Source organism: Halomonas sp. MMSF_3323, from assembly GCF_030733595.1.
GTDB classification, from domain to species: Bacteria; Pseudomonadota; Gammaproteobacteria; order Pseudomonadales; family Halomonadaceae; genus Halomonas; species Halomonas litopenaei.
Window position 1 is genome coordinate 17,121 of record NZ_JASHIT010000038.1, and the last position, 22,511, is coordinate 39,631.

Annotated in this window: 20 protein-coding genes and 1 tRNA gene; 6 read left to right on the top strand and 15 right to left on the bottom strand. The window is 60.6% G+C overall.

All coding sequences use genetic code 11. The features are described from left to right. Window positions 1–26 precede the first annotated feature (26 nt). The 4 genes from RBB39_RS17650 (at window position 27) to RBB39_RS17665 (ending at window position 3,306) form a co-directional block, all read left to right on the top strand. The gene (locus tag RBB39_RS17650) at window positions 27–788 is read left to right on the top strand and encodes an SDR family NAD(P)-dependent oxidoreductase (RefSeq protein ID WP_124802893.1); all 762 of its coding nucleotides are present in this window, start codon (window positions 27–29) and stop codon (window positions 786–788) included. Window positions 789–888: 100 nt separating this feature from the next. Further along, on the top strand, window positions 889–1,248 hold the full coding sequence (locus RBB39_RS17655; protein WP_124802891.1) for a cyclophilin-like fold protein: 360 nt from the start codon (window positions 889–891) through the stop codon (window positions 1,246–1,248). Window positions 1,249–1,323: 75 nt separating this feature from the next. Then, a complete protein-coding gene (locus tag RBB39_RS17660) occupies window positions 1,324–2,067 on the top strand; it encodes an SDR family oxidoreductase (RefSeq protein ID WP_311767524.1) in 744 nt (247 codons plus the stop codon). Between the two features lie 123 nt (window positions 2,068–2,190). Next, complete coding sequence (locus tag RBB39_RS17665) at window positions 2,191–3,306, top strand: MBL fold metallo-hydrolase (RefSeq protein WP_124802887.1); 1,116 nt, start codon at window positions 2,191–2,193, stop codon at window positions 3,304–3,306. Window positions 3,307–3,455: 149 nt separating this feature from the next. On the opposite strand, the gene RBB39_RS17670 is transcribed toward RBB39_RS17665, so the two are convergent. The 3 genes from RBB39_RS17670 to RBB39_RS17680 all read right to left on the bottom strand — a co-directional run bounded on the left by RBB39_RS17670 (window position 3,456) and on the right by RBB39_RS17680 (window position 5,633). Further along, on the bottom strand, window positions 3,456–4,406 hold the full coding sequence (locus tag RBB39_RS17670; RefSeq protein WP_124802885.1) for an IS481 family transposase: 951 nt from the start codon (window positions 4,404–4,406) through the stop codon (window positions 3,456–3,458). An 84-nt stretch (window positions 4,407–4,490) separates the two neighbouring features. Continuing rightward, complete coding sequence (locus RBB39_RS17675; protein WP_124802883.1) at window positions 4,491–4,994, bottom strand: hypothetical protein; 504 nt, start codon at window positions 4,992–4,994, stop codon at window positions 4,491–4,493. A 36-nt stretch (window positions 4,995–5,030) separates the two neighbouring features. Next, entirely contained in the window at window positions 5,031–5,633 is a 603-nt protein-coding gene (locus RBB39_RS17680; RefSeq protein WP_124802881.1) for a hypothetical protein, read from the bottom strand. A 651-nt stretch (window positions 5,634–6,284) separates the two neighbouring features. Here RBB39_RS17680 and RBB39_RS17685 point away from each other — a divergent pair. Next, window positions 6,285–6,378, top strand: a tRNA-OTHER gene (locus RBB39_RS17685). A 413-nt stretch (window positions 6,379–6,791) separates the two neighbouring features. Here the strand turns inward: RBB39_RS17685 and RBB39_RS17690 are convergent. The 12 genes from RBB39_RS17690 to RBB39_RS17740 all read right to left on the bottom strand — a co-directional run bounded on the left by RBB39_RS17690 (window position 6,792) and on the right by RBB39_RS17740 (window position 20,408). After that, window positions 6,792–7,487, bottom strand: a complete 696-nt coding sequence (locus RBB39_RS17690; RefSeq protein ID WP_045992765.1) for an NYN domain-containing protein — start codon at window positions 7,485–7,487, stop codon at window positions 6,792–6,794. A gap of 846 nt (window positions 7,488–8,333) precedes the next feature. Beyond that, window positions 8,334–9,035 (bottom strand): M48 family metallopeptidase, encoded by a 702-nt coding sequence (locus RBB39_RS17695; protein ID WP_108448529.1) that lies wholly within the window; start codon window positions 9,033–9,035, stop codon window positions 8,334–8,336. Further along, entirely contained in the window at window positions 9,032–12,412 is a 3,381-nt protein-coding gene (locus RBB39_RS17700; protein ID WP_306169236.1) for a type I restriction endonuclease subunit R, read from the bottom strand. Before RBB39_RS17700 ends, RBB39_RS17695 begins: the two co-directional genes overlap by 4 nt. Window positions 12,413–12,415: 3 nt before the next feature. Beyond that, window positions 12,416–13,603, bottom strand: a complete 1,188-nt coding sequence (locus RBB39_RS17705; RefSeq protein WP_045992768.1) for a hypothetical protein — start codon at window positions 13,601–13,603, stop codon at window positions 12,416–12,418. A gap of 169 nt (window positions 13,604–13,772) precedes the next feature. Beyond that, on the bottom strand, window positions 13,773–13,955 hold the full coding sequence (locus RBB39_RS17710; protein ID WP_045992769.1) for a hypothetical protein: 183 nt from the start codon (window positions 13,953–13,955) through the stop codon (window positions 13,773–13,775). Continuing rightward, window positions 13,952–14,221 carry a DarT ssDNA thymidine ADP-ribosyltransferase family protein gene (locus tag RBB39_RS22800; protein ID WP_083970400.1) on the bottom strand — a complete coding sequence of 90 codons (270 nt, stop codon included), beginning with the start codon at window positions 14,219–14,221 and terminating at the stop codon, window positions 13,952–13,954. The genes RBB39_RS17710 and RBB39_RS22800 overlap by 4 nt, the downstream gene beginning before the upstream one ends. Before the next feature lie 195 nt (window positions 14,222–14,416). Continuing rightward, entirely contained in the window at window positions 14,417–15,343 is a 927-nt protein-coding gene (locus RBB39_RS17715; RefSeq protein ID WP_045992770.1) for a hypothetical protein, read from the bottom strand. Continuing rightward, window positions 15,340–15,924 carry a hypothetical protein gene (locus RBB39_RS17720; RefSeq protein WP_083970401.1) on the bottom strand — a complete coding sequence of 195 codons (585 nt, stop codon included), beginning with the start codon at window positions 15,922–15,924 and terminating at the stop codon, window positions 15,340–15,342. The genes RBB39_RS17715 and RBB39_RS17720 overlap by 4 nt, the downstream gene beginning before the upstream one ends. Further along, entirely contained in the window at window positions 15,924–16,106 is a 183-nt protein-coding gene (locus RBB39_RS17725; RefSeq protein ID WP_045992771.1) for a hypothetical protein, read from the bottom strand. The genes RBB39_RS17720 and RBB39_RS17725 overlap by 1 nt, the downstream gene beginning before the upstream one ends. 57 nt (window positions 16,107–16,163) lie before the next feature. Further along, window positions 16,164–17,501: a restriction endonuclease subunit S gene (locus tag RBB39_RS17730; protein ID WP_052704346.1), complete on the bottom strand. Its 1,338-nt coding sequence runs from the start codon at window positions 17,499–17,501 to the stop codon at window positions 16,164–16,166. Then, window positions 17,494–19,935 carry a class I SAM-dependent DNA methyltransferase gene (locus RBB39_RS17735; RefSeq protein WP_253028920.1) on the bottom strand — a complete coding sequence of 814 codons (2,442 nt, stop codon included), beginning with the start codon at window positions 19,933–19,935 and terminating at the stop codon, window positions 17,494–17,496. The genes RBB39_RS17730 and RBB39_RS17735 overlap by 8 nt, the downstream gene beginning before the upstream one ends. A gap of 275 nt (window positions 19,936–20,210) precedes the next feature. Next, window positions 20,211–20,408: an ADP-ribosylglycohydrolase family protein gene (locus RBB39_RS17740; RefSeq protein ID WP_045992772.1), complete on the bottom strand. Its 198-nt coding sequence runs from the start codon at window positions 20,406–20,408 to the stop codon at window positions 20,211–20,213. Between the two features lie 364 nt (window positions 20,409–20,772). On the opposite strand from RBB39_RS17740, the gene RBB39_RS17745 reads away from it, so the two are divergent. Then, the gene (locus RBB39_RS17745; RefSeq protein ID WP_045992773.1) at window positions 20,773–22,434 is read left to right on the top strand and encodes an amidohydrolase; all 1,662 of its coding nucleotides are present in this window, start codon (window positions 20,773–20,775) and stop codon (window positions 22,432–22,434) included. Window positions 22,435–22,511: the final 77 nt, after the last annotated feature.

Sequence of the window (22,511 nt, forward strand, 5' to 3'; positions counted from 1 at the left end):
CCATCACTTACTTCGGGAGAGCACGCATGAGTCATGATTTCACGAGCAAGGTCGCACTGGTCACCGGCGCCGCGTCCGGCATGGGGCTGGCCACGGCCAGGGCCTTCGCCGAGGCCGGCGCGATGGTGGCGCTCGCCGACGTGAATGGCGATGCCGTTCGGGCCGCCGCCGACGAGCTGGCCACCAACGGCGCCCAGACCCTGGCCATCACCTGCGACGTGACCGATGAGGCCTCGGTGAAGGCCATGGTCGAGCAGACGGTCGAGGCCTTCGGCGCGCTGGATGCCGCCTTCAACAACGCCGGCGTGCAGTCGATCGCCACCGAGACCGCGGACCTCGAGAGCGAGGAGTTCGATCGCGTCAACGGCATCAACCTGCGCGGCGTGTGGCTGTGCATGAAGTACGAGCTGCGCCAGATGCGCGAGCAGTGCAGCGGCGCCATCGTCAACTGCTCCTCGCTCGGCGGCTTCGTCGGCGTGCCGGGCCGCGGCGCCTACCATGCCGCCAAGCATGGCGTGCACGGCCTGACCAAGACCGCGGCGCTCGAGTATGCCGCCCAGGGCATCCGCATCAACGCCGTCTGCCCCGGCATCATCGATACGCCGATGGTCGCCGGCATGAAGGAGCAGGAGACCGAGGCCATGGATATCCTGATGGAGCAGGTCCCGGCCCGTCGCCTGGGGACCGCCGAGGAGATCGCCGACCCGGTGCTGTGGCTGTGCGGCCCCGGCTCGACCTTTGTGATGGGCCACGCCCTGGCCGTCGACGGCGGCTACACGGTGCGCTGATCCCATGCGGCGCCAGGCCCTCAAGGCCGCCATGGCCGTCGTCACCCTCGCCTGCGTGGCGAAAGCCTTAGCCGACGGCGCCCCGTCAACGGAGATTCTCATGAAGATACAGATCGTCCTGGAAGGCCAGACGCTCGCGGCGACCCTCGAGGACACCCCGGCCGCCCGGGCCTTTGCGGACATGCTGCCGCTGGAACTGAGCCTCGAGGACTTTCACGCCATTGAGAAGGTTGCGGACCTTCCCGGCCCGCTACCGACGGAGAGTGAGCCCGAGGGCATCGACCCCGAGGTCGGCGATATCACCCTCTACGCCCCTTGGGGAAACCTGGCGATCTTCTATCGCGACTTCGGCTACGCGCGGGGCCTGGTTCGCCTGGGGAGGATCGACGGCAGCACGGCGGCGCTGGAAGCCAAGGGCCCGCTGCCGGCCCGGATCGAACGCATGGACGCCGCGCAGTGACCCCGACGAGCGTCGGGTGACCCTTCAACACTGAACAAGCAACATTCAACAGAACACACAGAGGCAAATGACATGATCGACAACGTCAAAGGCAAGGTAATCGTCATCACGGGCGCCAGCAGCGGCAACGGCGAGGCGGCGGCGCGCCACCTCGCCGAGCGGGGCGCCGTCGTCGTCCTAGGCGCGCGCCGCCAGGAGCGCATCGATGCGCTGGCTAAGGAACTCACCGAGGCAGGCCACCAGGCCCTGGCGGTGGCCACCGACGTCACCGACAAGGCGCAGGTCACCCGGCTGATCGATGCCGCAGTCGAGAACTTCGGCAAGGTGGATGTGCTGCTGAACAATGCCGGCCTGATGCCGCTCGCTCCCCTCGAACAGCTCAAGATCGACGAGTGGGAGCAGATGATCGATGTCAACTTGAAGGGCACGCTGTATGGCATCGCGGCGGCGCTTCCCCACATGAAGCAGCAGCAGTCCGGGCACATCATCAACGTGTCGTCTGTCTACGGTCACAAGATGGGGCCCGACGCGACCGTCTACTGCGCGACCAAGTTCGGTGTTCGCGCCCTCTCCGAAGGGCTTCGCCAGGAAGTGAAGCCCTACAACATCCGCACCACCGTCATCTCGCCCGGCGCGGTGGCAACGGAGCTTCTGGATCATATCAGCGATCAGGAGATCCAGACGCAGACCAAGGACTTCGTCAGCCAAATCGCGATTCCGGCGGACAGCTTCGCGCGCATGGTCGCCTTCGCGATCAACGAGCCCGAGGATGTCGACGTCAACGAGATCCTGTTTCGCCCCACCGCTCAGCCGATCTGATCCCGCCTCGAGCCGTTCGAACGGTGAACGCCTGTTAACCGACCGTCAGGGCTGCGGGACATCCCCGCAGCCCTGATTGCATCCGCTGTTTCGTCGGAGCGTTGCCCATCAGGAAATGTCGAAATGAAAAAGAAGTTTAGGAAGATGGTAACGGTGATCGGCACTCTCGCCGGTGTACTGCTGCTGGGAGGGTGGGCTTATCTTCAGCACCCCAAGTTCGGCGAGCTGCCCGAGGGTAACGCTCTCGCCACGATCAAGCGCTCTCCCAACTACGTGGACGGTGCCTTCCGCAACCTGGTGGATACCCCGATGTTCACCCAGAACCGCAGCTTCCTGTCAGTACTCGTCGAGAACCTCCGTGCGAGCAATGAGGGGCTGACGCCGGAGGACGCCATTCCTTCAGTAAAGACGGACTTGCAGGCGCTGAATGTTGACCAGGATCTGGTGATCTGGCTGGGGCATTCCTCCTATTACGTGCAGCTGGGTGGCAAGCGGATCCTGATCGACCCGGTTTTCAGCGAGGATGCCGCGCCCGTCCCCTTCGCCAATCGTGCCTTTGCCGGCACCAACCCCTACAGCGCCGAGGATATACCGTCCATCGACTACCTGTTGATCACCCATGATCACTGGGATCACCTGGACTATCCCAGCATCACGGCGTTGAAATCCAAGGTCGGTAACGTGGTGACGGGTCTGGGAGTAGGCGCCTATTTCGAGCAGTGGGGGTATGACCCCGAGAACGTCCACCAGCACGACTGGAACGACACCCTGGAACTGGACGACGAGCTGACGTTGCATGTCTTGGCCGCGCGGCATTACTCAGGGCGCATGCTGCAGCGCAATCAGACCCTGTGGGTCGGTTTCGCTCTGGAAACCCCCGAGCGACGGCTCCTATTTAGTGGTGATAGCGGCTATGGGCCCCACTTTGCCGAGATCGGGCAACGCTTCGACGGCTTCGATCTGGTGGCATTGGACCATGGCCAGTACGATTCGCGCTGGGCCTATATCCACATGACGCCCGAGGAGGCCGCGCAAGCGGCGGAAGAGCTCAGGGCCGCGGCACTGCTGCCCGCCCATGTTGGCAAGTTCGCGCTCGCCCGGCACACCTGGCAGGAACCCTTCGAGCGCATTGCGGCGGCCAGCCAAGGACGTGAGTATCGACTGGTCACTCCGCTCATCGGCGAGCCGCTGCAGCTGGCGGGCGATGCCTTGCCGGTTGTTTCCCATTGGTGGGAATAGCCACTGAGGCGGCTGTGTGTAACCGCGCGCCGAACTTGGCACAGCCTAGCGCTCGCTTTAGCATCAGCCGGCAATGGCTATCAATCACACACCACCGCCTAGCGGAAACTTTGGCATAAGCTCGCGCTGGATAAATGCACCACGGAGAGCTAGGTGTGTAAACCCACCAGGTTGTTCACGGAAAGGCCCAGCCGGCTAACCGGAGGGTGGTAATCCAGACTGGCATGCGGCCGATGCCAGTTGTACTGATGGAGCCAGGCGGGCAGGTGCCTGCCACGCTCTGCCGAACTGGCGTATGACCGGGCGTAGGCCCACTCACGTAGCGCCGTCTGGATGAATCGTTCCGCCTTGCCGTTGGTGCGCGGGCTATATGGCTTGGTCCGGCGGTGTTTCAGCCTCAGCCGCCGGCACAGGCGCTGGAAGCGCCGGGACCGGTAGCAGGCGCCATTGTCGGTGAGCACCCGGATGAAGCGGATGCCCAGGCTGGCGTAGTAGCGCATGGCCTGAAGCAGGGCCAGGCAGGCGCTCCAACTCGTCTCGTCCGGGTGAACGCTGCTGAAGGCCAATCGCGTGTGGTCGTCGATGGCGACATGAACGTACTCCCACCCCGCGCCACGCGTGTTCTGCTGGCGATCGCCGGTCACGCGATGTCCCGGTCGCTCGAAGCGTCCCAGCTTTTTGATGTCCAGATGCAGGAGATCCCCGGGGGCGTCGTGTTCGTAGCGGTTGTCGGGCCTGGCCGGTGACAGGACAGCCAACCGGTTCAGCCCCTTGCGCTTGAGAATGCGCGCCACCGTGCTGTGGCCGATGCCCAGTGTCTCGGCGATCTGACGATAGGTCTGGCGCTGCTGACGACGTTCGATGATCTGCTCCACAGTAGCCGCGCCTGTCGCGAAGGGGCTTCGGGCAGGGCGTGACGTACGGTCCTTGAGACCGGCGCGACCCTCCTCGCGGAAACGACGCACCCACTTGTAAACCGTTCTCACACTGACGCCCTGGGCTTGCGCTACTTCTCTGGGCCGAAGCCCTTCATCGATCACGCGAGCGGCCAGCAGGGCTCGACCATGCGGAGTGAGACGGGCATTCTTATGGGTGTTCATCCGGGCCTCCTGGAGCGATTGGTTGGTTCGCATCTCCAGTCTTCCGGGTAGGCTCCGGATGAACAACCTACCGAGAGATCACAGCTAGGTCTGAGACTTTGCAGAATCCGTTTCACGGGCCTTCCTCTCCAGAGATACCCGTACAACCTTGGGGCGATCGCTGAAGACGTGGTAAACCCCCACATACAAATGGTCAGCGTGCTCGAGCGATTCTCGAAGGTGTTCTTCCTTCACCATCCCGGTCCAGAGCTCGCCTGGCGCTAGCTTGCTAGGCAAGCGACCTGGGTCGGGATGAGGGAAGAGCGTGGTGGTGACGGACTTTCTTCTAAGCAGTCTATCTAACCGCCCTTGATAGCTGTGGCTAAACAGGTGGGTGATCGTGGTGGGCAGAGAGCCAGCATTCGCAATGCTGACCAGCGCCCAAGGTTCCTCCTCCAATTCAGCATCTGGACCAACTACTTGCATGCCCGGAGAGACCTTGATGCGTAGGATCGGCCCTTCCTTGAGGTACTTGAAAACCTGCCAGCCGAACGACGCCACGCCCGTAATGGCGCCAACTATCGCTATTGCGCTTGTCCCTGCTGCCATATCGCTCTCCTGAATGCTCCGCAGTGCCTGCCCATCCTACCGAACGGACCACCCGTTAACGGCTGATAACGCCCCCATGCGGCGTCGCTGCTGGTCGGCTGCATGGTCAGCGATCAGCCGGTCGGCGAGGTCCAGGGCGCGCTTCAGGAAGGCGAGGTCCTGTTGGAAGGTCTCCTTTCCGCCTTCACCGGTATAGAGGATCCCGCCGGGGATCACATCTTGGATGACACTTTCAACGAGCTGGTAGAGCTGGACAATGCGAGATGCCTCCTCGGGCTCCAGCAGGCCGAGCTTGTCGACGTTGGCGTTGAAGACCTTGAAGTAGTCGCTGGGCACTTTCACTGACAGGTCCGGAAGCCCTCCTTCCGCGCCCGCTTGAAGGTCCTCCAGGTATCCGCGTGATCGCATGAGTTCGCTCATGGCGGATATCTCGGCGATCAGAGAGGCACGAAGGGTCCTGTATTGGCGGATCTCCCTGCGGCGCTCCAGCAGCGCGGCGGGGATGAACGCTGCGAGAAAGCCTACAGTGCCGGTGATGATCGCAGGCAGTGCCACTACCCACAGCGAGCCGCTGTCCTCCACGGTGGCCTTCAGCTCGGTCATCTTGGTGAGTAGTTGAGTCGCAAGATCCTGTTCCACCTGGTGCCCCCCTTGCTCATTGCATGACGGCCCCATCCTAACGAAAACGGCCGGGGGTTAACCGGCCGGAATGGGCAGGTTGAGAGACGCCACCCCCTCCGACCACTCCACAGCTTCGAGCTCCGTTCGGTCCTCGGCGGCCAGAGCAGTCTGGGCGTTGAGCTCGCCTTCGCAGGCGATCAGCTCGCTGCGGCGGTTGGCGATGTCGAGCAGCGCCTGGCGGACGTCGGCGACGGGGAGGTCGGCGTGGAACTGGCTATCGCTGTCCTTCCAGCGTGCGAATGCGGTCTGGCCGGTGGTGGCGGCGAGGTTCAGGGCTCCATCAGCGCTTGCCGGTTGCTGGGATCGCCGGCGTAGGTGATGCCCGCCTACCCCGACGCCTTGCGCCCGGACTCGAGGGCATCGCGCTTGCGGGCGGCGAGTTGCTCCAGAAGCTCCAGCGGTTTGCTGAAGGCCTGGCCGTTCTGATGATCCCTTGGTTGTAGATCCACTGTGAAAATGGCCGGCGACACCGCCGTCACTTTTGCAGCGGACGCTCGTCCGCTGCAGTGGTATTGCGCAATGTGGTCGCAGTTTGGTCGCAGATTGAGGCGAATCAACGTGTTGTGTGTAACTAATGTAAGAGTGCAAGTGGTTGATTTATCGACAAGTGCCTGTTGCAAGCGCGGCCTGGAGTTGTCGAAAAACGGATTCAAAATCCGCCGCTGGAAACAGTGTGTCGGTTCGAGTCCGACCACCGGCACCATTCCCAATGCAGTTCGTGTATTCCCTCCTTACGCTCGTTTTCCCCTATCTGCAGTTCCCTAGTTTCAAAGCCTGAACGCATGTCGCGATGAACGTCATGAGTCCATGCAACCGACTAAAGCCGACCAGTGGTTTGTGGCATCGAGATTTCGTCGAGTCGCAATGCCGTCGCTTGCATCAGTGACCATGCTTTTTCTGGTTGGGGAAATGTCATTGAGTCCGGGGTATGACCGAAAGTCTTTCCTGCTGGATCGAGTCGAAAGTTGCTTTTTTTGAAGCGAAAAGGTGTCGGCAATTGGTTGTGGTGTACTGAGTTTTTTTTGATGTGGTCATGAACTGAACGCCAGGATTCGTGGGTTCATTCAAACCGTCCTTCCCTAAGGCGATCGCTAGCAAGTGCCACTTGAGATTTACTTATGGCTGCTTTGGTTTGTTGGCTGAAGTTGGTCTAGGACAGGTGGTCCGTAGACCATCAATATGTTCATGAAGACCAGAAGGTATTTGCTGCCACATAGGGTCTAGAACGAAATCGATTCCTTCTCTGCGCGCTATCTTGGCTGCGGGGACGAAGTCCGCGTCACCAGCGATCAGCACTATCTGGTCGACCTGTTTCTTCAGGGTCAGGGAGGTCACGTCGACACCGATTCGCATATCAACGCCTTTCTGCCGTATGTCGATCTGAACATCGTCCTCGTCGATGTCATCGAACTTGATTTTCCCCTTCAGAAGCTCACGGATGACCTGTGGCTTGATGGTCCACTGGGCATCGTCCGATAGATGGCCAAGTCGCACCGCGAGCTTTCGCTTGCCGAGGAGTTCGGCGTGCAGTTCGGAGCGGAAGATTGCCTCATCGGTCTTCGAGAAATCGATCGCCATCTTGGTAATCGGATTGTGCATCTTCTTGGTCAAGGGAGGACAGTCGTAGAAGAAGATGCGATAGAGGTCGCGGCGAGGTCGCTTGGCCTTGCCGCCATTGCCGTCATGCAGGTGACTGACAGCCCAGCGGTGCAGGCAGTCAGCCGCCCGTTTCGCATCGTAGGCGTTCGCGGGCTCTATCCGGCGGAAGCGCTTGATGAAGTAGGCGCCGTCCACGAGTATCGCTGTTGGCACGTTCCGTTCTCCAGAAACAAAAACGCCCCAGGGCTCGGCTCATCCCGGGATGTATGGGATGGCTTACTGCCAGGGGCGTGGATGCCCGAATCATAGGATCGGGAGTGGTGAGTGTCAAGATCGCCTGAGCCGCGCCCTAGGCGTGTCGCGGCTCTGTCCGTAGTGGGTTAGAACTCGCCAGCTTGGCCGACGAGCAACCTCCCGAGAGCATAGTGCTTTCAGGGGGGCGACCTCAGAGAGTCAGCAGCATGAGACGATCCAGAGCTATCCGGGGACTTCACCCAGATCCAGGCGGCCTGACGCCAATGACCTACTGATCCGAGCTTAGATGACCTGTCAGGTGGACCGACGAATGGGGTCCACTTCAGCCGTCCGGGGACAAATCGCTTGGATAGCGATCTTCATCTAGGACATAGCTATCCAGGTGATCGTAGCGATGCAGCCTTGTGGCTAAGATGTCCTAGTTCGCTACCCAATCAGGAGTGACACTTTAGTAAAATCTGTTTCTCTGTATTTATTATAAGCTATTGATTTTATTAAAAATAATCCGCTGTAAACAGTGTGTCGGTTCGAGTCCGACCACCGGTGCCATTCCCATCAAGTGTGTATCTCTCCCTTCTCGTGGCGTGGTATCTGTCAGTACCTAAGCGCGTTTGTGTAACCTAGCTGAATCATGTCCGACGTTGCCTGCACGGCGTCCGCAGTTCCCGTCAGGTTTCTCGTCTTTCCTTGCTGCCAACGTCCTGATCGGGGCGCCGAAGCTGAGTCCAGCCGAGCCCATCATCGCTGACCCCGTTCCGCCGTCGCTGACACGGTGCGTCTGCGGTTCAAGCTGTTGGCCTGGCTCTACACCCCCTCCACCTCGATACCGTGACGGGCGAGCCAACCCTTGCGCTGTTCATAGTCCGGCATGGCGCGTTCGAGGCGCCGCCAGAAGGCCTGCGTGTGGTGGGGCTCTCGTAGGTGGACCAATTCGTGTACGACGACGTACTCGGCGATATGGCGTGGCAGCAGGATGGTCTTCCAGTGAAAGTAGACCCGATTGCCCTTGCCGCAGGACCCCCAGCGGTAGCCCAGATCCTGCACCGTCACGCCGGCCGGCTCCACGCCCATCCGCCGAGCGTGCTCCTTCACCTTGGCAAGGAGCCAGGCGGTGGCGCGGGTGGTGTACCAGCGGATAAAGTGCTCGCGGGCGTCGGGCAGCGCATCCTGGCGTAGCTGAAAACGCCCGTTGACGAGCTTGAGAGGGGCGCTCTGGGCGTCCGTGGCCACCCGCTTGAGTCGGTAGCTTCGACCCAGGTACAGAAAGCCCTCGCCGTTGACGTATTCCTTCTGCGGCAGCCGGCGGCGCTGCTCCGCCTTCTGCGCCAACTTGCGGTAGATCCACAACCGCTTCTCGATCACGAAGTCGCGCAGCAGACGTTCATCGGTGCCGCTAGGCGCCGCAATGACCAGCTCGCCGTCGCGGTCCACGGTGATCTCCAGCGTCTTGCGGCGCGAGCTCTCGCGCACCTCGAAGGTGAGATCGTCCACGGCCAGCTGCGTCATGCGTGTACCAGCTTATGGTGGTTGCTGCGCGCCAGGTCGAAGAGCCGCTCGGCCGTGGCTTCGGCCTGATCCATCGAAACGAGGCTTCCCATCATCAGCTGACTGAACAGGTGCTGTTTGAGGCGCTCCTGGTCCGGGACATGGGAGGGCTTCCAGAAGTCGGGGATGGCGATCTCCTGCTGGATCGTGGCGACGATTTCCTCGGTGGCGTCGAGCAGTGTCTGGGCGGTGGCAGCGTTCATCTTTGCTACCTCCAGGCCAGCACTGGCGACCAACTCGCGCCAGAAGGGTTCGGCGTAGGCGGGCATCTCGGGGATCGCCTCGCCATCGACGCTGGCGCCGTCACGCAGTTGCTGGATCAGCGTCTTGAGTGCCTCCACCTGCTCGGCCCACTGACCATCGAGTTGGTCGAGCAGCTCCTCCAGGCGCTCGCTGAGGCGGCCGTATTTCACCGGGTCCTCGTCCAGATGCTTGCGTACGTGGGAGCGCACCGCGTGCTCCATCTCCGAGGCCTTGGCACGGTCGCCCACCTGGCGATTCAGGTGCTCGTCGAACTCGGCGTCGGTGAGCTGAACCGGCGGGATGCGGGGGTCGATGCCGAGCGAGATTACGTAGTCGTCAATCAGTTTTCGCACCTTGTTGCCGATGTCGCGGCCAAGCTCCGGGGTGTCCTTGTAGCGATTGCGCGCCAGGGCGTGGATATAGGCGAGGCGCTTGGCGTCGTTGACGAACTCGAGTCCCTCAGGGCGCGGCAGCACCTCATCCAGACCACGATTGAACTCCTTGAGCTTGACCAAGAACTCGGCGCGCACCCGCTCATCGGCCAGCGCCTGTAGCGCTTCCTCGACGTCGTCCAGGTCATCCACGCCCTGGGTACGTAGCACGTCGATCACCCGCAGATGACGGTCGCGCAGCAGCGGGATCTCGTCCTTGAGACTCTGCAGGGCGCCCTCGATGTCTTCTTCGCTGTAGGCGGCCAGCGCTTCCTTGAGGTGATTGGCCACGCCGAAGTAGTCCACCACAATGCCGTGGGTCTTGCCGAAACCGGTCCGATTGACGCGAGCGATGGCCTGCAGCAGCTCCGCCTCTCGCAGTGAGCGATCCAGGTACATCACGCCCTCGATGGGGGCGTCAAAGCCGGTCAACAGCATGCTTTTTACGATCAGGAAAGCCAGTGAATCATGCTTGGCAGGGTCCTTGGGCGCTTCACCCGTGAGCGGCGGCAGCGGCTTCTTGAAGCGCTTGATGTGGTTCTCGACGGCGGTTCGATCGCTCCATCTGGCCCAGGCTGAGTCATCGTTGTTGCCGCTACTGAAGACCACGGCGAACTCCAGCTCTCGCAGCACCTGGCGGTAGCGCCAGGCCTGGATCGCGGCCTTGACTCGCAAGGGCCGGCTCAAGAGTTGGGTATCGTCCAGCGCCTTGTCCTCGGGAGAAAGCGCCATGGCTTCCTCAAGAAGCTCAACCTTGGCCCGCTCGAGAGCCTCGAAGTAGCGCAGCGCCGCCCGGCGGCTATAAGACACCAGTTGGGCCTTGTAGCCGTTGGGCAGGATGTGGGTGACGTAGTGGCGCAGGATGTCCCTTGCCTTCTCCAGGATCAATTGAGGTGCCTCGAAGATCTGTCCCTTGGTGGCGTACTTCTTCTCTATCGCCTCCAGCTCTTCCTTGCTATGGGCGCGGAACAGGTCTTCGAACAGGCCGTCAAGGCTGGCGCCGTCCTTGATTGCCCCTTTGGCGGTGCGTCCTTCGTAGAGGATAGGTACCGTGGCACCGTCCTGCTCCGCCTCCTTGATGGTGTAGCGGTCGATGTACTCGCCGAAGATGTCGTGGGTGCGCTTCTTGTCGCCCATGATGATGGGCGTGCCGGTGAAGCCGATGCGTGCGGCGTTGGGCAGGGCGCGCATCATATTGGCGTGCAGGTCGCCGGCCTGGGTGCGGTGGGCTTCGTCCACTAGGATCAGGATGTCCTCGCTGGTATTGAGTACCTCGAAGGGCTCGCTGAGGGAGGGTTTCCTCGGGGCGCCGACGCTCGTCGAGGCCTCCCGTTCGGCGGCATCTTGCCGACCGCTGTCCAGCCCTGGTGAGGCGCAGGTGTAGACCTTAGAGGGCTGTTCATCCTCGCCATCGGGTTCGTCGTCCGAGTCCCGGTACTTCTGGATGGTGCCAAACACCAGGCCCGGGCCGTCGCGTGCCAGCAGCTTCTGGAGCCGGGCGGTGTTGCCGGCCTTGTCGACGCTCTCGCCGGTGAGTTCCGCCGTCTCGGACAGTTGCTTCTGCAGGTCCTTGCGATCGGTGATTACCACCACCTTGAAGCGGCGCAGCATCGGGTCAGTGCGCAGCTTGCGCACCAGAAAGACCATGGAGAGGCTCTTGCCGCTGCCCTGAGTGTGCCAGACAATGCCGCCGCGGCGGTCGGATTCACCGTCCTGGCGGCGCGTCTTGCCATGTTTTAGTCGCTCCACGGCGCGGGTCATGCCGCGAAACTGCTGATAGCGGCACACCAGTTTGATTTCCTGCCCACCCACCTGCATGAACAGGGTGTAGTGACGCACGATATCGAGCATGTTGGCCTTGGTCAGCATGCCGGCAACCAGGCGCTGCTGAGCGGAGAGATCCGCCACCCCGAGATCGATGGCCACCTCCGCCTCGCGCTGTGGTGTCACCGTCTTCCAGCTCAGATAGTGGGTGAAGCGGGCGCCAATGGTGCCTACCCGCGCCTCATCGAAGTTGCTGGCGACCAGAAACTGGCTGGTGGCGAACAGCGCCGGTGCCCCTTCGTGCTCCTCGACTTCATTTTCCACAAAACGCTGGTCGTGATAGCGGCGTAGCTGGTCTACCGCCTGGCTGAGTCCCTCCGGTACGGTGCGGCTCTTGCACTCCACCACCACCAGCGGGATGCCGTTGACGAACAGCACCAGGTCCGGGATCACGTGACCCTTGGCCGAGTCGTGGCCAGGCGGGCACTTCACCTTGAACTGATTGACCACGGTGAAGGTGTTGTTGAGGGGCTCGTCCCAGTCGATGAAGCGCAGGGTCTGGCCTCGGCCACCGTCCCAGTCCTCGAGTCCCTCGACGGCCAGGCCGTTCAGCAGCAGCTCGGTTCCAAGCTTGTTGGCCTCCAGCACCTTGCTGGCCGGTAGGCGGATGATCGCTGCGACTGCCTGATCCAGACGCGCCTCGTCGAGCCAAGGCTCGCCATTGCGCAGATTGATTCTCCGCAGGCGCTCACGCAGCACTGGCTCCATGACCACCTGGGCGAAGCTTTCGCGGTGGGTGACGGCCGGATCATCCAGCGATCCGACCAGGTGCTGCCAACCCTGGCTCACCAGTTGGTCGATGAAGGGCTTCTCTACGTCCGTGTATTCGGGTCCTGCCATGCGTTACCCCTGTTTGACCATCGCCTTCAGCCGTGGGCGGAAGGCGTTGACGAAGTGGTTGAGCTGCTGCGCCAGCCAGGCACGGCACTCGTTGTCGTTGGTGAATTCGCCAAGTCGTGCGTAACAGGCGAAACCGAGCCGCTCAGGGTCATCCTGAAGGCGTTCCTGGGTGCCGCCAGGCAGTTCGGCGAGGATCTGTGCGCGCTCTTCGTTCAGCGTATCGAGTATTTCCGGAAGCTCTGACTTCTTTCCTGCGAGGAACACGCCGCAGATGTCCTCTCCCATGGAGCGATAGGCGGTGAGCCAGAGGCCTGGGTGGGGAAGAGGAACGCGGATATGGTTGCGGGGGCGATAGACCGGAGGCTCCTGCTCGGGATCATCGAAGCTTAAGCGGGTGAGGGACTCCCACCAGGTGCGCTCATCGGTCACCGAAGCAGATTCGCTGCCACTCTCGGCCCCGTCGTCGTCGGTGATGTCACGCAGCACGCGGCTGTCGCCAGTCTGGACATGAACGAAGGTTCGCTCGATGGTTTCCGTCTTGGCGACCACACGAGGCTGTATCGCCAAGCCCTGGTCGCCGAACTCGTAAAGCGCCACCTCGACGAGCCCGAAGCTGAAGCCCAGTGCAGCGTTGCGGGTGATCAGTTCGGCCATGCCGCTGATGCCTTCGCGGATGCCGTCACCGGCGATCAGCAGCAGGAAGCGTCCCTCGCGCAGGGCGCGGGCGGTGGCGTCCACGAAGGCGGCTTCGTCCAGGTCTGGCTTGAGCTCCCGGGCGGCCTCGAAGGGCGCATTGCCCTTGAGGCCGCTCGCCGCCGCGACCCGACGTTGCAGGTCGGCGTAGCTCCACTGGGACACGGCCCGGGCGTAGTCGAGGATCTGGGCGATCACCTTGCGCCGCGCCTCCGGGTTGCGCCACAGCTTGCACTCCACCAGCGTCAGCCTGCCACAAGGGCTGATAAAGACGGCGTCCACCGGGCCTGCCTCGGTCGAGAGTTCGGTACACAGCGGCACCAGCGGGGCGAAGGAGGGGTCCACCTCCTCAATCGGCAACAGATCCGGGTGGCTGGCGAGAAGGTCACGCAGCCAGGCCTCGTTGCGGCCATCGGTGAAGCCTAGTGGTGCCCGCCGAGCCGTGGTGAAGGCGCTGTTCTCGTCCTGTCTGAAAAGGATATTGCCGTAGGTCGGCATAGACCGGTCCGTTGTCGTTATGGGTTCGTCAGCGCCTTGGCTTCGATCGCCGCAGCGGATCGAGGTGACCATATCGGTAGTCTGCCGCTGGCGTGACGCCTGGCCCTGGTGCGCGAGACAGCCGTTCATTCAGAGGCATTGATTCGATTTGAACGAGCCGCCAGGGTGGCTAGGCCAAGGCCCGGGTCGGGTGTGCCATACCGGTAAGCCGCTCCAGCGCCAGCGCTATCAGACCATCGGAGAACAGGCGCAGCTTGCGCTGGCCGGCCACATCGTCGGGCCAGTGTTGCAGACCTTCCTTGATCGCCTCTACGTCGGCCTCGATCAGATTGCCACGGGTGTATTCAATCATTGGAAGAACCAGTTGGGTCGTGTCACCACCTTCAGCGGAAGCTTGAGTGCCGCTACCTGAGCTTCTACGGCGTCTCGCACGTCATCAGTATACGTGCCAATGCCAAGCAGTGCCGAGGCCGGCAGGTGGTGATGCACCAAGGCTTCGGCCTGGTAGCGCTCAGTCTTCTCCGGATCCTCCGGGTCTCGACGGAAGTCCTGCGCCTGCAGCAGCGGCCATGGCACGAACTCGGCAAGATCATCTAGCCGGTTGCTGAAGCGGGCCAGCGGTAGATAGGCGTCGAACTCGGGTGACCCACTAGCCGATCGGTTAAGGGATTTTCGACATCCGTGTACTCAGGACCTGTCATTGTTGCAGCTCCAAGGCGATTAGCGTTCCCTGATGGTAGGCAATCCGGTGCCCCTCGGGAAACAAGCTGCGACTGGATGGGTGGAGTGGCAAGCCGAGCACTGACGGCATTCTCAGTCCAATGTCTGATGAGATGACCAGGCAGGTAGCTCTAGCAGCTTATAGCGTGGCCGACCACGTCCAGCCTGGGTCACCAGCATCTTAGCCTCGACCTTTTCACCGCGATGGTCGTTGATGATATCTGGACTTTCTACGCCGGGGCCAATTTTCGCTGTCAGCCATTCTTTGTTGCCTTCGATCTGGAATTCGCAGCTGCCCTTATGAGGCAGGGCGCCTCCAAATTTAACCGATATAACTTTTTCGTTTTCAGAAAGGTACTCTGTGCTTAGTCTCTCGAGACTTCGCTTGACTTGACTCGCATCCTTGAAGCGGAATGATTTCTTAGCGTGCATTAAAGTGCAAACGGCTTCATTGTCATTTAGCACGCTTACAAAGCTGCGAATCTTGTCAAGAGCACGCTGGTCCATGTCAGCAGCGGCTTCCGCTAGTTGCTCATCATCGACTCCGACACTGCCATCTAGTAGGCTTCGAGTTGCCTCTAGTGCTAGTGCAACTGTACTGTCTTCGTCTAACTCAAGTTGGGTCGTTGATTCCTCGAGTTGAAAACCGAAAGATCCTCGTGCGGTGCCGGTGATCATCATTTGATACTGCTGACGGTTAGGCACCGGCCCAGTAGGCGCTAAGGTTGCATGAAGAGAGGCACCTACAGCGGTGATTGCTTCGGAAAATGCAGCCAGCGCTTTGGTTGCAAAATCAGCAAGAACCCCTTCCGAGCCTGCTACTGGTCGTCCATTGAATGTCAGAACGGCCTTGGTTAACTCTCGCTCCGGTAGGGTAGTCTCTGCCAATAGCTCAGCAACCTCTTCCAGGCGGATCTCCAAACTGGCCCTATCTAGAACGCGATCTTCAGGGATCTTGTCTAGCATCGCCTGGAGTGCATTTCGTTCAGCCTGCAATGCCACATATTCTTGATGGTTCATGCAGTGACTCCCGGATACTTCATTTCTTCAAGCGCGTGCCTTGCGCGCGAATCTGGCGATAGGGGTAGTTGGACAAATCCTTTCCAAGTGCTATTTCTACGGTGAGACCACATGCTGTACCAGTAAGACGTTTGTGCGACAAGGTCGGCAGGAGAAAGTGCAAGGGATACCAGATAAGCATCCACTTGATACTTGCGCTTGATAGCGAGCTTCGTGCTTCTGGTCAGACCGATAATCTCATCATAACGATCTTTGATCTGTAGTTGAGATATGGTTCCAGGAAACTCTATAAAACTGACTACATCAATATCATTAGGTGAGCGGCTTTCCAGTGCCTCAACGTGCTCCAGATAGCTACCATCCAGCCACTGAAAGCCTTGTGTCAGTCCCGCATCGTGTAGGCCTTGCCTGTAATTCAGGAAGCCATCGAGTATTTCGATGCGTTCCTTGGATGTGCCGAAGCGTTGGACAAGATCAATGAGCGAAACCGCATAGGGAGAGCGGGACGGAGATGTCGGACTGCCGGCATCCACGGGAGGCAGGACGCCCTCTGTGGTCCAATCAGGAATCGATACTATCATCAGTTAGCTTCCCTGCAGTCTTGCGTAAGTTGTGTCCTTTCCATTTTAGTTGTCTGATTGGCCCTACGCCATGCATTACCCCACACCCAACAGCGCTGGAAGTCGGGGAGCTGGATCTTTCCGGTGATGATTTCCTTGAGCAGATCGGGAAGCGAGCGCTTGGTGCTGTCGAAGGTGGTCATGGCAGTTCCCTGGGCGGTGTCGTCCTGGTGTTGTGATGTTGTGGCAAGCGCCCCGGTCTATGCCGGGGTGGTGGCCTGGACCTGTTCCAGTAGCGGCGTAACGCGGACGCGGCCGGTCAGGAGGTCGTCCATGAGGCCTTGTTTTTTTGATTTCAGCTTATCTAACTCTTCTTTTTGGGTTGACAAAAGATTGAGAGACTTATTGATCCTCTGGGAAATGATTTTTTGCTCTCCAAGGGGAGGGCAAGAAACAATGATTTGCTTCAGGCTTGTAGTGTTTACCCTTTGTAGGGTCACACCTTGCGTCCATTTTCGACTCTGCTTGGCAAAAATATCAGAGTTCATAAACAACATTAGGTAGTTGTTGGTGGCTAAATTTTTATTAGGCCTTAAACGGAAGCAGTCTGCCTTGTTAATTGCTTTAGGTAGACCGGATGGATATAGACATGCTCTCCCAGCGGGGTGCGTGCCATCGCCTAAAGAAGCAACTAATAAATCTCCTGGGTTGACTGTGTTCTTCGATAATAATGCTGCATGATCATTTTTAATAAAGGCGCAGTCGCTGTCGTCATAGTCAAAAGGGGTGATGTTTTGTAACCTGATGACTCGAATTCCAGGGACGGTGATATAATGCTCTGTTTTTAGATTTGACCCAAACGGACCATCGACGATAGAAGAAGACAAGTGACCAATTGTCTTGATTTTCCACTCCCTCGGAATCAACCCCAGAGGCGATTCCTGATAAAGCTCCGGCGCTTGCTCGGGGCTGGGGCGTAGCCGTCCATTTTCGTCGATGCCTCGGGTCAGCAGGTCGTGGAGCAGGCTCTCCTTGACCTTCTCCAGCTTGGCGATCAGCGCCTCGGTCTTCTGGATCTGGGTGTCGAGGGTGTCGAGGATATGGACGATGAGTTTTTGCTCATTTTGAGCGACAGGAGCATAGATCTTTGCATCAAGGTAATCCTGAAATTTCAGGTTGATAATGCCCGTAGTTTGCTGCTGGAACTGCAGAATATCTGGCTGCCGATAAAATCGAAGCAAAGCCCAATGGAGAAATCTGGGCTCTACACCACTAGCCGGACGGAGGGCTTTATAGAAGTTCGAGGTGAGAAAAGGTAGTTCACCACCCTCATTAAAAAAGAATGCGACTCGCCCCACTGGCTTCTCTGGGCTACCGCCAGAGGCCTCCAGCATGATGTCGCCTCGCTGTAAGCGCTTCGTCTGGACAATGGCTGGCGAAATCTTCCTCAGAGCACCCTGACCATTGATTCGTCCGTCAGAATCAATATCTGTCGCCCGAAGCACACGTGCATTACCCGGTGAGGGAGGCGCCCCCCACTCACCCGCATAGCTGGTCTCCAGAAGGTCTCGGATTCGCCGATAGGTCCACTCAGACATACCCCAGCCCCTCCAGATACTGCTTAAGCTCCTTGGCGGCGGTGTCGCGCTCGGCCTCGATATCGGCCAACGTCACCCGGTACTTGTCCCACCAGGTCTCGAAGGCAGAAATCACCTGCTGGCGCTGCTGACGGATATAGCGCTCGAGGATGCCTTTGAGGTCGTTGTGCAAGATGCTGCCCACCAGCGCGGCGGCGGTGGGCTCGTTCAGGGCGTCCACGGCCTGGTTCAGGCGCGTCTCGAAGTTCGCAACCTTGGCCTTGTGTTGCTTGCGCACCTGGGTGCGCTCGCTCTTCCAGGCCTTGATCTCGGCCGGGGTGGGGGCGTCGTCGTCCTCGCTTGATGCCGCTTCGTCGCCGTCGTCGCCGCTGTCGCTTCCATCGGGCTTGGCCTCGGCGGCCTTGATGCGGGCGTCCAGCTCGGCCTTGCGGGCGGCGAGTTGCTCCAGCTCGGTGACGTAGTCCTCCAAGAGAAAGTGCACCAGGCGGTGATCCAGCGGATTGGCCTTGCTCTGCTCATCCTCCAAGAGGCTACTGATGCTGGTGCGCCAGGCATCCACCACGCCGAGGCAGCCACGGGCCTGGAGGGTGCGGAACTCGTTCTTGTTGTCGAACCAGAAGCCGGCGATGATGCCGCGCACCGAGAAACGGTCGAGCATGGCGGTGGGTTCCAGGGCGGCGGTAAAGCTGCCCAGCAGTTCGTCGCGCAGTTGCGTCAGCCGCCCGCCTTCGGCGGAGAGGTGGGTGATGCTATCGCCGTGTTCGGCCCACCAGGTCTCGAAGGCGGCGATCACGCTGGCTTCCTTGGCCTTCAGGCCCTCGTTTCGCTCGATGGCAGGCTTGAGGTCGCGCTTCTCTTTGTAACGCTCGGCGAAGTCCACATAGTCGGGGTCAGGCTTTTCACAAGAGCCGCGCGGTATAAAGAGCGCCATGGGGTCCAGGCCCTGGGCGTCGAACAGCGCGCGCTTGGCGTCGATCTCCTTGACCGGTACACCGCCCTCGAGGTGGGCGCGCACATCCTGGGGCTCCGGCGGCGGGGTGTTGTCGGCGTAGCGGCGGATATTGAGGTTGTAGTCATTGTCGCGCAGCTCCTCGAGCGGCACGATTCGAGCGAAGCCGGGCACCTCGGAGAACGCCTCGAAGGTGCTGGCGATCTTCTCGATATGCTCCGGCAGCAGGTGGTTCTGGGCGCGGCCCTCGTGATATTCCCTATCGGCATTGATAAACAGTACCCGGCCCTTGCGCTCCTCGGGCTTGGCACCCTTGGCACGCAGTACCAGGATGCTGGCGGGGATACCGGTGCCGTAGAACAGGTTGGGTGCCAGGCCGATCACCGCTTCTATCAGGTCGTCCTCGAGTAGGCCGGCGCGGATGCGCTTTTCGTCACCGCCGCGAAACAGCACGCCATGAGGCATGACGGTGGCCAGCATGCCGTCGGCCTTGAGGCAGGCGACCATATGCTGCAGGAACATCAGGTCGGCCTTCTTGGCGCCCTCCGGCACGCTGCCGTAGTGGAAGCGCTCGGGGAAGTGCTGGCTCGGCGTATAGCCGATGGAGAAGGGCGGGTTGGTCAGGATGCGGTCGAAGCGCACCAGTTCGCCACCCTCGACGTGCTGCGGGTCGGTCAGGGTGTCGTCGTTGCGCAGGTCGGCGCTGCCGATGCCGTGCAGCAGCATGTTCATCTTGGCGATGGCCCAGACCGAACCGGAGGCCTCCTGGCCGAACAGGTTGAGTCGGCGTGGGTCGCCGCCCTGTTCCTCCAGGTACTCCTTGGACAGAATCAGCATACCGCCCGAGCCCATGCAGGGATCGTAGACGCTGTGATCCTCCTGGGGATTCATCAGCCGCACCATCATGCGTACCACGGTACGTGGGGTGTAGAACTCGCCGCCCTTCTTGCCGGCGGAGTCGGCGAAATCGCGGATCAGGTACTCGTAGGCGGCACCCAGCAGGTCGGGAAACTCGAAGTCCTCGTTGCGCAGCCGGTACTCGCTGAAGTGGGTGATCAGGTCGCGCAGCTTCTTGTCCGGCAGGGTGGTAGACCCTACCTTGCGGGTAAAGTCGATATGCTCCAGTACCCCGGCAAGGCTGGGGTTATGCTCCTCCAGACCGGCCAGCGCCTTGTTCAGCGCGTTGCCGACACCCTGGTGGGCTTCCTTGAGAAGAAACGACCAGCGGGCCTGCTCAGGGACGAAGAAGGTGGCCTTGTACCAGCTAGGCATGTCGATGACGTGGGCAATGTCGATATCGCTCTTGCCGGCGTGCTTGAGCTGCTCCCGGACTTCCTCTTGACGCTGCTCGAATACGTCCGAGCAGCGCTTGAGGAACAGCATGCCAAAGATGTATTCCTTGAACTCAGAGGCGTCCATGCGCCCACGCAAGATGTCGGCGGCCTTGAACAGGTGCCGTTCCAGCTGGTTGAGGGTGAGGATCATGTACTGCGATTCCCTGTCTGATAAGCCGACGGCCTTGTGCCGCCGTGTCGATGGGGGCTATCTCATCAAATTTGGCAACGGAAGGCTATGCCAGTGTGTTGGATGTCTGGTGAACCTCTGCCGTGGCTCAGAAAGCGCTTTGCCGTCGCCAACAACCCGATGCCTCGGACTGGCCGTGCAGACGGCGGGGTGGGCAGTGAAATCGCCCCGCTATGCACTGGACCGTCCGACGGATCGTCCAAACCCGGGTCAGCGCATCGTGAGGGGCAGTCGTTTCATGACTCCCCGCCGCCTGCGTGTCGGGGGGCGAGTCCGGAGTGGAGCGCATCGCCCATTGTGGCGATGGTCTCGCGCAACTCCAGTGCACCCAGCCAGCTTGCGGGAATCGCTGCCTCGTCGTGGATAGCACCCAGCAGGTTGCCGGCGATGGCGCCGGTGGAGTCGCTGTCGCCGTCATGGTTTACGGTCAGCACGAAGTCGTGGTCACAACCGCCGGCGAGGCTGGATCCGGCGTCGTTTCGGTAAGGAGTACTTCCAGGCTAGCCGAGCAGGGGGGCGATGAAATCGACCGCCTTATCCGCTCAAGATGTTCAAAGCACTCAAGCCTGATTCGAAGACATGCACCGCACGGTTCTCCGTCGACAGCGGTGACTGGGCGTGCTGATGTTGTATCCCAGGTTGGTGGTCCTGTCTTCGTCTATTTGCCTTCTTTTTCCTCGGTGTTTGTAAGTAATAGTCCTTTCTTGTATCCCCCATGCTCGTAGGGTGCCGCCGAACAATACGGCTAGGCTGAAAGTTGATTCAGGCCTTATGACAACAAGATGACAGGGTGGGCCCATGCTCAATAAAACGTTGCTTGCGTTGTCGGTTGCCGGCGCCAGTCTTGGTGTTTGTGCCGATGCCACCGTGATTCATGATGCCAACGGCTACGGTTTCGATGCCTATCGCCAGTTGGTGAGCTTTACCACCCTTGTCGTCGAGGATGGCAAGGTGGTGGCACGAGGCGATGAGCAACTGCTATCGCAGTATCCTGAACCACAGGCAACGATCGATGCAGGAGGCCGTACGCTGTTGCCTGGCCTGATCGACGCCCACGGGCATCTGATGGGGCTCGGCTATAGCCTGCTAGAGGTCGAGCTGCGTGGCCTGGCGTCGGCCGAGCAGAGCGCTGATGCCGTCGCCGACTTCGCCGCGGCAAATCCCGATCTGGAATGGATACGCGGCAGGGGATGGAATCAGGTGCTGTGGGACGGCAAGGCATTTCCCACCGCGCAAGTGCCCGATGAAGTGATTGCCGATCGCCCCGTGGTGCTGAGTCGAGTGGATGGGCATGCGATCTGGGTCAACAGCAAGGCCATGGAAATGGCAGGCGTGGATGGCGAGACCCAGGCACCGGAAGGGGGCGAGATCATTCGTGATGATGCCGGCACACCGACCGGCGTTTTCATCGACAATGCCGAGCTGCTTATCACCGACAAGATTCCCCCGCGCAGTGCACAGGAAATGGCCAAGGCCTTCGATACCGCTGTGGCACATCTGCAGGAGCTTGGCATCACCGGAATGCACGATGCCGGCGCCAGCGCCGCTGAGCTTGAGATGTACCGGTCCAGGGCCGATGCAGGTGAGTTGGGGGTGCGCATCTACCCGATGGTGTCTTCAAGCGACCCACAGCTTGACGAGATTCTCGCGCAGGGCATCCACGACGACCCCGAAGACTGGCTGGATATTCGCAGCGTCAAGATCTATGCAGATGGCGCCCTCGGCAGCAGAGGAGCGGCGCTGCTGGCACCCTACAGTGATAGACCCGATTCCAGCGGACTGATGATCCAGAATCAGGATGCCCTGCAGGCGCTGGTCGATCAGGTCAGCAGCCAGGGATTCCAGGCCAATATGCACGCGATAGGCGACCGGGCCAATCGTGTCGCTCTGGACGTCTATGCGCGTAGCCTGGAGCAGGATCCCCAGCGGCGTGAGCTTCGCCATCGCATCGAGCATGCGCAGGTGGTGAGCGTCGATGATATACCGCGATTTACGGAACTTGGCGTCATTCCCTCGATGCAGCCCACCCATGCGACCAGCGACAAGAACATGGCCGGCGACCGGCTAGGCCAGGAGCGTCTTGCCGGTGCTTACGCCTGGCGCTTTTTCATGGACAGTGGTAGTCGTATCGCCGCGGGTTCCGACTTTCCGGTCGAGCCTGCCAACCCCTTTTACGGCTTGCACGCCGCCGTGACTCGGGAAGACCGCGACGACCAGCCCGAAGGAGGCTGGCTGCCCGGGCAGAAGCTCACCGTGGCCGAAGCCCTGCGCGGCTTTACCGTCGATGCGGCCTACGCGGCGCACCAGGAGGGTAGCCTGGGTGGCTTGATGCCGGGGCAGTGGGCGGATTTTGTGCTGGTGGATACCGATATTCTGCGTGCCGATCCGGCTGAGCTCTGGCAAACCCGGGTGAGTGAAACCTGGATTGCCGGAGAGCGAGTGTTTGTGCGGGACCAATAGGCCGAAAGGTGCCCTACAAGGCTTGGAGCAAGGCCGATATGCTGAGGTTGCGGCGAAGGGGGGAGGGCGCCTGTTTA

Excerpts from the sequence above, each read along its gene's own strand:
- RBB39_RS17650 (WP_124802893.1), top strand. The coding sequence starts at position 27 with ATGAGTCATGATTTCACGAGCAAGGTCGCACTGGTCACCGGCGCCGCG.
- RBB39_RS17655 (WP_124802891.1), top strand. The coding sequence starts at position 889 with ATGAAGATACAGATCGTCCTGGAAGGCCAGACGCTCGCGGCGACCCTC.
- RBB39_RS17665 (WP_124802887.1), top strand. The coding sequence starts at position 2,191 with ATGAAAAAGAAGTTTAGGAAGATGGTAACGGTGATCGGCACTCTCGCC.
- RBB39_RS17670 (WP_124802885.1), bottom strand. The coding sequence starts at position 4,406 with ATGAACACCCATAAGAATGCCCGTCTCACTCCGCATGGTCGAGCCCTG.
- RBB39_RS17675 (WP_124802883.1), bottom strand. The coding sequence starts at position 4,994 with ATGGCAGCAGGGACAAGCGCAATAGCGATAGTTGGCGCCATTACGGGC.
- RBB39_RS17695 (WP_108448529.1), bottom strand. The coding sequence starts at position 9,035 with ATGACGCAGCTGGCCGTGGACGATCTCACCTTCGAGGTGCGCGAGAGC.
- RBB39_RS17700 (WP_306169236.1), bottom strand. The coding sequence starts at position 12,412 with ATGGCAGGACCCGAATACACGGACGTAGAGAAGCCCTTCATCGACCAA.
- RBB39_RS17705 (WP_045992768.1), bottom strand. The coding sequence starts at position 13,603 with ATGCCGACCTACGGCAATATCCTTTTCAGACAGGACGAGAACAGCGCC.
- RBB39_RS17710 (WP_045992769.1), bottom strand. The coding sequence starts at position 13,955 with ATGATTGAATACACCCGTGGCAATCTGATCGAGGCCGACGTAGAGGCG.
- RBB39_RS17715 (WP_045992770.1), bottom strand. The coding sequence starts at position 15,343 with ATGAACCATCAAGAATATGTGGCATTGCAGGCTGAACGAAATGCACTC.
- RBB39_RS17720 (WP_083970401.1), bottom strand. The coding sequence starts at position 15,924 with ATGATAGTATCGATTCCTGATTGGACCACAGAGGGCGTCCTGCCTCCC.
- RBB39_RS17725 (WP_045992771.1), bottom strand. The coding sequence starts at position 16,106 with ATGACCACCTTCGACAGCACCAAGCGCTCGCTTCCCGATCTGCTCAAG.
- RBB39_RS17730 (WP_052704346.1), bottom strand. The coding sequence starts at position 17,501 with ATGTCTGAGTGGACCTATCGGCGAATCCGAGACCTTCTGGAGACCAGC.
- RBB39_RS17735 (WP_253028920.1), bottom strand. The coding sequence starts at position 19,935 with ATGATCCTCACCCTCAACCAGCTGGAACGGCACCTGTTCAAGGCCGCC.
- RBB39_RS17745 (WP_045992773.1), top strand. The coding sequence starts at position 20,773 with ATGCTCAATAAAACGTTGCTTGCGTTGTCGGTTGCCGGCGCCAGTCTT.